The sequence below is a fragment of the Chryseobacterium lactis genome, assembly GCF_003815875.1.
GTDB lineage: Bacteria > Bacteroidota > Bacteroidia > Flavobacteriales > Weeksellaceae > Chryseobacterium > Chryseobacterium lactis.
The window spans coordinates 2726555-2739513 of record NZ_CP033924.1 but is presented as its reverse complement, the minus strand read 5'-3'; the positions used below and the strand labels follow the sequence as shown (position 1 = coordinate 2739513).

The 12959-nt window shown below is 35.8% G+C and carries 8 protein-coding genes; 3 read left to right on the top strand and 5 right to left on the bottom strand.

Annotated features, from left to right (window positions below; genetic code table 11):
• The first annotated feature begins 81 nt into the window (after positions 1-81).
• The 3 genes from ligA to EG342_RS12155 all read left to right on the top strand — a co-directional run bounded on the left by ligA (position 82) and on the right by EG342_RS12155 (position 7675).
• Positions 82-2088 carry an NAD-dependent DNA ligase LigA gene (gene ligA, locus EG342_RS12165; protein ID WP_103293591.1) on the top strand — a complete coding sequence of 669 codons (2007 nt, stop codon included), beginning with the start codon at positions 82-84 and terminating at the stop codon, positions 2086-2088.
• Between the two features lie 100 nt (positions 2089-2188).
• On the top strand, positions 2189-4786 hold the full coding sequence (locus tag EG342_RS12160) for a T9SS type A sorting domain-containing protein (protein ID WP_103293592.1): 2598 nt from the start codon (positions 2189-2191) through the stop codon (positions 4784-4786).
• 270 nt (positions 4787-5056) lie between these two features.
• Positions 5057-7675, top strand: coding sequence for a DUF7619 domain-containing protein (locus EG342_RS12155; RefSeq protein ID WP_103293593.1), 2619 nt, complete (start codon positions 5057-5059; stop codon positions 7673-7675).
• Between the two features lie 141 nt (positions 7676-7816).
• Here the strand turns inward: EG342_RS12155 and EG342_RS12150 are convergent, their stop codons facing one another.
• The 5 genes from EG342_RS12150 to kdpC form a co-directional block, all read right to left on the bottom strand.
• Entirely contained in the window at positions 7817-7990 is a 174-nt protein-coding gene (locus tag EG342_RS12150; protein WP_246008781.1) for a hypothetical protein, read from the bottom strand.
• A gap of 62 nt (positions 7991-8052) precedes the next feature.
• A complete protein-coding gene (locus tag EG342_RS12145) occupies positions 8053-9768 on the bottom strand; it encodes an ATP-binding protein (protein ID WP_103293594.1) in 1716 nt (571 codons plus the stop codon).
• Between the two features lie 84 nt (positions 9769-9852).
• Positions 9853-10962 carry a histidine kinase gene (locus EG342_RS12140; RefSeq protein WP_103293612.1) on the bottom strand — a complete coding sequence of 370 codons (1110 nt, stop codon included), beginning with the start codon at positions 10960-10962 and terminating at the stop codon, positions 9853-9855.
• Between the two features lie 289 nt (positions 10963-11251).
• Complete coding sequence (locus EG342_RS12135) at positions 11252-12337, bottom strand: porin (RefSeq protein WP_103293595.1); 1086 nt, start codon at positions 12335-12337, stop codon at positions 11252-11254.
• 53 nt (positions 12338-12390) lie between these two features.
• Complete coding sequence (kdpC, locus tag EG342_RS12130; protein WP_103293596.1) at positions 12391-12948, bottom strand: K(+)-transporting ATPase subunit C; 558 nt, start codon at positions 12946-12948, stop codon at positions 12391-12393.
• Between the last annotated feature and the right edge of the window lie 11 nt (positions 12949-12959).

Genomic DNA, 12959 nt, shown 5'->3' with positions numbered 1-12959 from the left:
CTTTGATTATTCCTTTCAGTTTAAAATTTTCGTCCTGAATTCACATTAGTTTAGTTATTTTTGCTTAAAAGATAGAAAGCAATGTCTGAAAACATTCAACAAAAAATAGAACAGCTCAGAAAAGAGCTTCACCAGCATAACGAAAATTATTACCTTCTGGATACTCCCACCATATCTGATTATGACTTTGATATGTTACTGGAAGAGCTTCAGGGTCTTGAAGCCAGCCATCCTGAATTTCATGATGAAAACTCACCGACAATGCGTGTAGGAGGCGGTATCACCAAAGTTTTTCCAACGATTCAGCATCGGTTCAGAATGTATTCTTTAGATAATTCATATGATTTTGATGATCTGGAAGACTGGGAAAAAAGAATTATTAAAACAATTGACGAGCCTGTAGAATTTGTTGCCGAGCTGAAGTATGACGGTGCTTCTATCTCAATTCTTTATGAAAACGGAAAACTGACCCAGGCAGTAACGCGTGGAGATGGTTTCCAGGGAGATGAGATTACTCCTAATGTTCGTACGATTTCGGATATTCCTTTAACTTTAAAGGGTGATTTCCCTGCTCAGTTTTTTATGCGTGGTGAGATCTATCTGACGAGAAAAAACTTTGACAAACTTAATAAACTTCGCGAAGAAGAAGGCCTTGATCCCTTCATGAATCCAAGAAATACGGCAAGCGGAAGTTTGAAAATGCAGGACAGTGGTGAGGTAAGAAAACGTGGATTGTCTTCTGTATTGTATCAGTTTATTTCAGAAGAAATTCCTGCAGAAACTCATTGGGAACTGCTTCAGAAGGCTCAAAGCTGGGGATTCAAAACCTCTCAGCAGGCGAAATTATGCAAAACACTGGATGAGGTTAAAGAATTTATCACGTTCTGGGATACAGAGCGTCACAATCTTCCTTTTGAAATTGACGGGATTGTTTTAAAAGTAAATTCACTGCAACAGCAAAGACAACTTGGATATACAGCAAAGTCGCCACGTTGGGCAATGGCTTATAAATTTAAAGCTGAAAAAGTAGAAACTGAGCTTCAAAGTGTTTCATATCAGGTGGGAAGAACGGGAGCTATTACACCTGTTGCCAACTTAAGACCTGTTTTACTGGCCGGAACTATTGTAAAAAGAGCATCTCTACACAACGAAGATATCATCAAAAAACTGGATCTGCATGAGCATGATTTTGTGTATGTAGAAAAAGGGGGTGAAATTATTCCGAAAATTGTTGGAGTAAATACAGATAAAAGAACGGAGGAAAGCAAAGAAATAGAATACATCAAGCATTGCCCCGAATGTGGAACTGAACTGGTGAAAATTGAAGACCAGGCGATCCATTTCTGCCCTAATGAACTTCACTGCCCGCCGCAGGTTGTGGGAAGAATGATTCACTATGTTTCCAGAAAGGCTTTGAATATTGAAAACCTCGGAAGTGAAACGATTGAGCAGCTTTACAGAGAAAGATTAATTGAGAATCCTGCCGACTTCTATGTTTTAACGAAGGAACAGCTTCTTCCGTTGGAAAGGATGGCTGAGAAATCTGCTCAAAATATCATCTCGGGAATTGAAAAATCGAAAGAAATTCCTTTTGAAAAAGTATTATATGGAATCGGAATCAAGCATGTGGGCGAGACCGTTGCCAAGAAACTGGTAAAGAACTTCCCTACGGTTGACGAGTTGAAAAATGCCACTGTTGAAGAGCTTTGTCAGGTAGAAGATATCGGAGCTAAAATCGCGGTAAGCATCGTTGATTTCTTCCAAAATTCAGAAAATATTCTGATGATCGAACGTTTAAAATCTTACGGGGTTCAGCTGGAAAAGGGTGAGAGTACCAATGAGGTTTTATCTAATGTTCTGGAAGGAAAAGCATTCCTTTTTACCGGAAAATTATCGCTGTTCACAAGAGAATCAGCAGAAGAGATGGTGGAGAAACATGGCGGAAAGAATATTTCTGCAGTTTCCAAAAACCTCAACTATCTGGTGGTAGGTGAAAAAGCAGGAAGCAAGCTGAAAAAGGCTCAGGATATTGGAACTATTGAAATTCTGGATGAGCAACAATTCCTGGATCTGATTGAGAAACATTAAAATATTTTAAACAATTATTAAATAAACCATTAAGATAACGTCTTAATGGTTTATTTTTGCCTGCTGTTTAAATAAAAAATAAACTTTAATAAACTAATACATGAAAAAACTCTACTTAATCCTTTTGGTGATTATGCTTTCGATGTGCCATGCACAGGCTATTAACATTCCTGATTCCTATCTCAAAAATAAATTACTTACTTATGGTACTGCAATTGACGCAGGTGGAAATTACATCAATCTTGATGCTAATAATGATGGTGAAATCCAATTAACGGAAGCGTCGCAAGTACGGAAATTTAATATTTATAATTTAACGGATGCCATTACCAGTTTATCCGGGCTTAATGAATTTCCCAATTTGTATGAAATAGAATTAACCAATCCAGATATCAATACATTTCATCTTATTTTCAATAATTTTCCTAATCTTCAAAGGTTAAAATTCTTTGGAGGGGTAACCGCTGATGTAACAATTCAAAATTGTAATTCCCTGTTTTCTATATATCTTGGTGCCCATGAGAATGTAGTTAGTATACAAAATACATCGGTACAGGAAATTAATTTACAGGCCATCAATGCAGTCAACATTACTTCATGCCCGAATATTAATAAATTTTCATTATCCGTATCTTCTATTGGATCATTGGACCTCAGCAACTTACCTTTATTGCAAGAAGTAAATATTACTGATAATACTTCATTATCAAATATCAATTTTTCCGGAAGTACCGGTTTAAAGAAAATTGTGGTTGCCCATAACCAGTTAAACAGCCTTACAATACCCAACCCATCTATCGTAAACTACCTTGATATTGTTGGAAATACATTTCAAAACTTCAATTTAACTCCTTATACATCTTTGGTAAGCTTTTTCGGTGTCAACAATCAGCTTGAAAGTCTGGATTTCAGTAACTGTTCTATGGTTTACGAAGTAAATGTTATGGATAATGCTTTACATTCTATAGTATTTAATAATAATGCCAATTTACAGTATCTGGATATCCGCAACAATCAAATAGAAGAAGCTTCTTTTAATCAAACACCTTGGTTAAAAGCATTGGCTGCTACAAATAATTCATTCAAAAATGTTGATTTAACACAGAATTTACAGCTTGTAGGATTTGATTTTACCAATAACACCGATTTGAAAACGTTGTTAATAAAGAACGGGAGAACAAACTACAGCGGTTTGGGACTCAATTTAACATTTGGGAATACTCCACAACTCAAATATCTATGCATTGATCCTATGGCCATAGGCGGAGCAAATGCCTTGTTAACCCAACAATATAACCAGCCGAACGTTGTTGTCAATTCCTACTGCTCATTTACTCCCGGAGGCACTTATTACACCGTGCAAGGAAGTACAAGATATGACATGAATGGGAATGGCTGTGACAGTAATGATCCCATAAAACCATTTCAAAAATTTAATGTTTTTAGTTATACTTCGGCACAAGGCCAAGGTACTTCAATATCCAACATCAGTGGTGCTCACTCATTCTTTCTTCCTTTTGGAACCACTGTCATAACACCTATTTTGGAAAACCCAGCCTATTTTACCATTACTCCGGCTACTGTAAATGTTAATTTCCCAACCCAGCCAAGTCCTGCAACACAAGACTTTTGTCTTACAGCCAATGGAAATCATAATGATCTGGAGATTGTTATAATTCCTGTTACAATAGCTACACCAGGCTTTGAATCGAAATATAAAATCGTTTACAAAAACAAAGGTACTGCGGCCCAATCCGGAAATATTGCCTTCAGTTATAATAATAGTGTAATGAATTACCTGACTGCAACAACTTCTCCTGATACTCAATCTGCCGGAACTTTAAATTGGAACTTTACGAATCTTCTTCCTTTTGAAACAAGAGAGATTACAGTAAAAGTTCAATTAAATACTCCTACGCAGATTCCTGCACTGAATAGTGGAGATATTTTATCTTATACCGCCAAAATCAACGGAGCTACTGATGAGGTTCCTGCTGATAATTATTTTGGATTAAATCAAAAAGTCGTTAACTCTTTTGACCCTAATGATAAAACGTGTCTTGAAGGAGCTTCAATTGCACAGTCTAAAGTTGGGGATTATGTACATTATGTAATCAGATTTGAAAATACAGGAACTGCCAATGCCAGAAACATTGTGGTAACAGATGAAATTGACACTTCAAAGTTTGACGTGTCTTCATTAGTCGCATTAAATGGCAGCCACAATTTTGTAACAAAAATAATAAATCCTAATGCGGTAGAATTTATCTTTGAAAACATTCAGCTTCCTTTTGATGATGCGAATAATGACGGATATATTTCATTTAAGATTAAAACAAAATCAACTTTAACAGCCGGAGACAGTTTCAGTAATACGGCGAAAATTTATTTCGATTATAATCACCCGATTATTACTAATACTGCAACGACAACGGTAGAAAATACATTAGCAACCACAGAAGTACAAAGCAATAAAGATCAACTGACCATTTATCCTAATCCGGTAAAAGATGTTCTGAATATTCAGTCTAAGAATGAAGTAAAGAAGGTTGAGATCTATGATGCTGCCGGAAGAATTGTCCTTTCAACGGGAGTATCACAGAAGTCTGTTGACGTTTCTGCTCTTCCAAAAGGAAATTATATGATTAAAATAATGACGAAGAATGCAATTTCTCATTTAAAATTTATCAAAGACTAAAAATTAGTATTCGAAAAATAGATAAAGCTGTGAAAATCACAGCTTTTTTTGTCCCTAGCAATAACGCTCGTAAAAACTATATTATTTTACCTATAATGTCAATACCAGACCCAATATTTGAAGTATATTCAATTATTAAAAACAATAACAAAAACATTAATAAAAGTAAAATTTACAATTAAAACAGAATAAAAATTAAAAATATTAAACATAAAAACAAAAATGTAAACAATTTTCATATATTTACATCAAACTAAATATCACCTAATCATGAAAAACATTTATCTTTTTGTGCTATTTTTAGCACATTTTGCAATTCATGCACAAATTGTTACCATTCCGGATCCAAAATTCAAAGCAAAATTACTCACAGCAAATACGGGAAATAATCCTTTTTCTTATGACCTCAATGGTAATCCAACCATAATAGACACCAATAATGACGGGGAAATCCAGGTAAGTGAGGCGCAAAATATTTCAAAGTTAACATTAGGCAGTACCCAAATTAATGACATAACAGGAATCAAGAGTTTTACCAATCTTGTATATTTTAACCTAACGGGAAATGCAGTACTTAACTCTGTCGATTTAAGCAACATGACGCAGCTAAAGGAGTTATATTCTTACAGCAATGCCCTTAATATATTGAATGTACAAGGTTGTAACCAGCTTGAGACTTTCTTTTTCTCTAATAACAGCGGTACTATTTCCAATCTAAGCTTTTTACAAAATCTTTCTCTAAAGAAGATTTCAATTTCGGCAAACGCACATTTGGGAAGTGCTGACATTTCGAACCTTACAACATTGGAAGATATTTATTTTGGAGAAAGCAGTAACGTTAATTTTACAAGTTTAGATCTGTCCAACAATATCAATCTGAAGAAATTATACATCATCAAACCCAACCTTACCTCACTTACATTCAATACATTAAGCAATCTTGAATACGTGAATATCCAAAAAACAAAAATAACCTCACTGGACTTCACCAATTCGCCATTGCTTGCTAATCTTGATATAGACAAAAACTCATTATTGAGCACACTTAATATTCAGAATAATAGTAATCTGAAATACATCACCATCTCAACATCTCCGTTGCTTACTTCTCTAAGTGTTCAAAACAACCCTAATTTATTAGGATTAACTGTAGGCGGAACAAGTATATCTTCGTTGAATCTGACAGGATTAACTGCTATGTTTAACTTGTCATTAGGAGATAACAAAATAACTTCGTTAGATGTTTCCCCTGCTACTAATCTCGTATTTTTATCCTTGGGTGAGGATTTTCTTACCAGTATTGATGCGAGCCAAAATCCGAAATTGGCATCAATAAGCGCGGTAGGGAATGCTCTTACTCATGTTAATGTCAAAAATGGGAAACCTACTCTGGACTATTCTGCCGGACCGAAATCATTCAGTCCCAATTTAGCCTATGTATGCTGTGATACTAAAAAAATACAGACGTTTTCTACTATGTTAGCGAACTACGGGCACAATAATGTGGAAATCAACAGCTATTGTTCTTTTGTTCCTGGAGGAACAGTCTATACCGTTCAGGGAAATACAAAGGTAGACGTTGACAATAATGGTTGTGACAGTACAGATCCGGGTAAAGCCTTCCAAAAATTCACTATTACCGATGGAACCAACTCAGGGACTTATATTGCCAACAATTCAGGAAATTATTCATTGGCAGTTCAGGCAGGAGCAAATGTCATTACACCGGTGCTTGAAAATCCGGCTTATTTTACTATTTCTCCAACAAGTATTACCGCAGATTTCCCTGCACAGGCCAGTCCTTTGATTCAAAATTTCTGTATGACACCTAACGGAACCCATAATGACCTGGAAATGGTAATTCTTCCGATTACTGCTGCAACTCCGGGCTTCCAAACGCAATATAAGCTTGTGTATAAAAATAAAGGAAATACTGTACAATCGGGAACTTTAGCATTCAATTACAATGACAGTATCTCAGATTATCAAGCTTCTACACTTACTCCGAACTCACAGTCTCCGGGAGTTTTAAACTGGAATTTCACCAATCTTCTTCCTTTTGAAAGCAAAGAAATTACGGTAACTATTAAATTAAATACCCCAACACAGACTCCGCCTTTGAGCGCAGGTGATATTCTGCATTATACAGCCCAAATCAACGGAGCAGCAACAGATGAAACGCCTGTGGATAATAGCTTTACACTCAACCGAACGGTAGTCAACTCTTTTGATCCTAATGATAAAACCTGTTTGGAAGGAGCTTCCATTGCTCAGGCTAAAGTCGGAGATTATGTACATTATTTAATCAGATTTGAAAATACAGGAACGGCCAATGCCAGAAGTGTTGTGATAAAAGATGAAATTGACACGACGAAATTCGATTTGGCTTCTCTTGTAGCCTTCAATGGAAGTCACGACTTCGTTACCAAAATTACAGGTCCGAACGTGGTTGAATTTATTTTTGAAAACATCCAGCTTCCTTTCGATGATGTCCATAATGACGGATATGTTTCATTTAAAATCAAAACAAAATCGACTTTAAATGCTGGAGATAGTTTCAGTAATACCGCGAAAATTTACTTCGACTATAACCATCCTATCATTACCAATACTGCGACAACATCTGTTGAAAGCATTTTAGCGACAACGGAGAGAAGTAAGGATAATACTCAATTTACGATCTATCCAAATCCAGTGAAAGATGTTCTGAATATTAAGTCTAAGGATGAAGTAATCAAAGCTGAAATCTACGATGGGGCGGGAAGAATTATCAACTCAACCCAGGTAAAAGGAAATTCAGTAAATGTTTCTGAACTTTCTAAAGGAAACTATATGATTAAAGTTTCCACGAAAAATAAAACAATGACCCAAAAGTTTATTAAGGATTAAACGAATGTCTGTTTAAAAAAGGCTGCAAAATAATTTTGCAGCCTTTTGTTTTTTATTATTAGTATTAATTTATTTCAATGACCTTTCTTTTAGCCATTCTTCGATATCCTGATTTGCTTTCTCTTCGGTGAGATAGGACTTCTATTTATATTCCTCTCTCGCTTTAGCAACTTTTTCCTTTTGAGAATCGTCAAGAATAGATTCGTTCTGATCTAATTCAAAATCCAAAAGCTTCTGAATTTCTTCAACAATTCGGACTTCTTTTAATTGGGTAATTCTGTTAATCAAATCAAGTTTTAAATCTGAGGTGCTCATCGTGTGTCAATTTAAATCAAATTTAAAAAAATTATTTGACTCTGGAAACCAACAACAAAACATCAAGAAACCGGCAATCTGAAATAAAACGTACTCCCATTATTCAAAGAACTTCTCACTCCGATCTCTCCGTTTTGTTTTTCAATAAAATTCTTGGAAATCGCCAGCCCGAGGCCTGTGCCATTCTGATGCTCACCGGGAACCTGAAAATAGCGGTCAAAAATCTGACGGTGGTATTTTTCATCAATACCGCTTCCCGTATCTATAATTTTAAACTGAATAAAAGAATCCCGTTTTTCCACTACAATCTGAATGCTTTCATCCTGAAAAGAATGCTTTACTGCATTGGTAAGAAAATTATTCATCACCCACACCGTTTTATCAAAATCAGCTGCTACAAAATCGGTGTCTTCCAGCAGATATTCGGTATTGATGGCTATATTTTTTTGTTCAGCCAGTTTTTCAACATTTTTCACTGCGGTCTGTACAATTTCCTTGGGAGAACATCGATCAACAGTCAATCGGATATTCCCCGATTCTACTTGTGAAAGATTAAGCAGCTCTCCGGTAATATCCAGCAATCGCTGTCCATCTTCGTTGATACTCTTTAAAAGTTCCTGCTGCTGCTCATTCAACTCTCCGAATTTCTGGTTTCCAAGCAACTGAACGCCCATCTTAATGGCTGATATCGGTGTTTTTAATTCATGAGAAATGGTGGCGATAAAATTTGTTTTAGCAAAATCAAGTTCTTTGAAAGGAGTAATATTTCGCAACAAAATTACCTTCCCGATATATTTCTTTTCCTTCTCTCCCGTTCTTGCAATATTGATGGGAATAATATCCTGTTCAAAATAATTCTCCTTATTGTCCCGAACAATCTTAATCGGATCTTTTACCGGATGATCAATATTTTTCAACAGTTCCCGCATCAGATCATTGTTGATCGCAACTTCATGAGCAGTTTTTCCTATAATTTCCTCTTTACGGAGATTGGTAATCTTTAGTGCTTCATCGTTGATCATGTAGATAAAATGGTTTTCATCCAGCCCAATCACCGCGTCGTGCATATTATTCACCAATGTTTCAATTCGCTTTTTCTCCATCAACTGCTTTGAAAGGCTGCTGCTTTCATATTCCTGAAGCTTTTCCGCCATCACATTAAATGATTCCGCAAGACTGTTAAACTCTTCGCTTCCTTTAAAATGAACCCTTTCATTATAATTTTTATTGGCAATCTGTCTGATACTGAAGGTTAGCTGGTTGATCGGTTCGGCAATAGTCTGTGGCAAATTAAAAAGCAGAACAAAAGCTATCAGAAAGCATACAGTTCCCAAACTTACAATCCAAAAAGTAGCATTAGTAGCGGTAATAATGGCGATATCACTTTTCCGTTCAATTCCTTTCATATTCAGGGACATAATCTTGGCCAGATCTTCCCGTATGAGTTTCTCTTTACTGGGTGCAGGTTCTTTCAGATAACTGTTAAAATGAAGATTAAGGTTCTGAGTGGCTTCTTTTTCACCGAATTCAGTAAGATTTTTTTCCTGTAACCGGTTATTTTTCTGAAAATCTGTTATGGCAATAGCGCTATCCGTACTTATATTATCCAAAGCAAGGAGCATATTTTTTGAAAACTCCAGACTATTGTAATTGGCGGTAAGGATCTTTTCAGTATCTGATTTTAATTTATTGATATATACAGAACCTATCACTGAAAGCAGCACAATCAGCAGAAATAGAAGGCCAACGCCTAAGGTGAGTTTTGTTTTAAGTTTCATATGAAGATACTTTTAAAAGACATATGCAATCGCGTCATCTTTATCGGTGTTTGTGTTTCCCAATCATTGCGATTTCATTACTTTTTAAGATAAAATAATAATATCTACCTGTCGTTCATTCAGTCTGTTCATGAGGGTATAAATCCAACTATATCCAAGCAGACGTTGCCAAAATTTCGCATGGGGTTTTCCAATGCAAACCGTGGTAATATTATGGTCAACTACATAGTCCAGAATTCCTTTATGGACGCTGTTTTCTTTCACCCGTATTACCTTTGCACCCAATTCCTGTGCTAAATTAAAATTATTAATCAAATACCGTTGTTTATCCAGTGCTATTTTTTCAGGATTTTCCGAGGGCTTTTGAATATAAAGAACTGTCCATGGGCTGTTATAATAACTCGCCAGTCGGGCTGTTTTCCTGATAATTGTTTTGGCAATCTTTTCATTACTGCTGATACAGGCCAGGAATTTTATGGGTTTAAAATTTTCTGTCTTGATTTCAGTTTCCACTTTTCGCTCGACATGGGTGGCTACTTCCTTTAATGCAAGTTCTCTCAATTGCAGAATATGTCCGCTCTGAAAAAAATTGCTAAGTGCTGTCTGTATTTTCTCTTTTTTATAGATTTTCCCTTCTTTCAATCGGGTAAGCAATTCATCAGCAGTAAGATCAATATTTACCACTTCATCAGCAAGAGCCAGGATTTTATCCGGAACGCGTTCAGTAACTTCTACTCCGGTGATTTTTTTGACTTCTTCATTCAGACTTTCAATATGCTGAATATTCATGGCACTGATCACGTTGATCCCGTTATCAAGAATCTCCAGAACATCCTGCCATCTTTTTTTATTTTTGGAGCCTTCCACATTGGTATGAGCCAGCTCATCCACAAGAACCACTTCAGGGTGTTCATTAATGATAGCCTGAAGATCCATTTCTTCCAGATTTTTACCTTTATAAAAGACCGATTTTCGTGCAATTTCAGGAATTCCTTCGGCAAGAGCCACCGTTTCTTCCCTGTCGTGGGTCTCTATATACCCAATTTTCACATCAATGCCGTTTCTTAAAAGGGAATGCGCTTCCTGAAGCATACGAAATGTCTTTCCTACGCCCGCGCTCATCCCGATATAAATCTTAAATTTCCCTTTCCGGGATTTCTGGATTAGTTCTAAAAAATGTTTCGCTGATGACATTGATTTTATTCTTTTTAATTTTATTTTAAACATTCTGTTAACCTTCGATTAGCAATTTTTCTAGGAAAAGTTTTCACTTTCAATCCAAAGGCTCAATATTATAACAGATTATTTTTTTAAACACTTAAGTTATTATAAGTTACCACTAACTGTTTTATATGAGATCACTTAAGTTATTGAAAATCTTCGATTTTCACCTTATGTGTACTTTTATCAATAACATTATCAGCTTACTTAAGTGTTCTAAAGTGTTTTAAATAAAACCTTTTGTGACTTTTGTGGTTTTAGATTAAAACCAAACCGCTAAACTTGTTGTAATAAAGAAGTTTCCTTTTCTGAACTCATCATTCTTTGCAAAAATGGCATCTTTGGACGTGAAACCTCTGGCTTCAGTACGGAATACTACATTTTTCAGCACTGCATAATCTACATTCAGTGAATATCCAAATGTTTGAAAACCGTTAGGAGTTCCTGTATTAATGATTACACCATGCTTATCATTGTAATATTCCAGTCTTCCTGCCAACGCCCATTTATTATCAAACTGATATTTCATCTGAACATTTGGACTGTACCAAATATTATATTGTTCACTGCCTTTCGCTTTCTGTTCTGCCCCGATATCAAATCCCAATAAGGCAGAAAATTGATCTGTCAACTGGAAACTCCCATAAAGATCGTGAAAATAACGCATCCTTTTATCTGTTTTAACTTTATCATTTCCAATAAACGAGCTGCTGTTTACTGTAATTTTATCAGTTGGTTTATAGGTAACCTGGTGGCCGAAAGAAATACCCTGATTGCCTTCCGGTTTTGCAATACGCTGCCATCCGTTCAGCACCAATCCGCTTAAAAACCATTTTCCACTATCTGATGTGTAAGAAATTTTTGCACCGGTCTCAAAATATGGAGAGTTTTCAGCAGCAAAACTTCTCGTAAGATTGATATTATCTCTTCCGATCGCACTCTCCCAACCAATGTGAGATGGCATGATCCCTGCATCAATCCACAGGTTTTTATTTTTTGATATTTTAAGCCCTATATTGGCCTCATTCACATATCTTAATCCATCTTGCTCTGCGGCCATATTATCCTGTGCATAAGCTCCGGCCATTAAAGCAAGATTAGCACGAAGATTATCAGTTTGATACGCTGCCTTCACCAAACCCAGATTAAGATTAACTTCATTATGTCTGTTGTATGAGTATAAAAAATTTTGACGAAGATGGTTGTTTGGATTATTAAAATCATAGGTATAAAAAAGTTCCGCATATGCTGAAAAGGTTACTTTGTTTCCTACTTTTAATGAATCTGATGACTGTGCTTTGGAAAGAAATGTTCCCAATACTGCACCTATAATTAGATATTTTTTCACGTTAATTTAGGGGATGTTAACACTGTCAAGGTTTAAAACCCTGACAGGGTTAGTTATTTTAATTGATCCAAAGCGATATTAAGCTTCAGTACATTGAGTTTTGACGGTCCGAAAAGGCCTAAGAGCGGTTTTTCGGTTTGTGTATTAATTAGATTTTTGATTTTCTCTTCTGAAAGATTTCTCACTTTAGCAATTCTTTTTGCCTGATATAAAGCTCCTTCCTTAGAAATATCCGGATCCAGGCCGCTTCCACTTGCCGTAGCCAATTCTACAGGTACTTTGGTATTTCCCATTTCAGGATTTTGCATCTTTAAAGTATCGATTCTTTTTTGTACAGTTTCCAGATATTCATCATTACTTGGTCCTTTATTACTTCCACCACTTCCTGCTGCATTATAATTTACTGTCGAAGGGCGACCATGGAAATACTTTTCTGATTTAAATTCCTGCCCGATATTGGCGTAAAATTTTTGCTCTTTATAATTAATGATTTCTGCATTTCCCTGAGTAGGTAGCACTTTTGAGCCTCCGTATACAATACCCAAATAAATTCCTACAACAACCAGCATTACCAAAGTCAGTCTGAATGCTGAAACAATATGATTTTTCATTTCTTTAAATT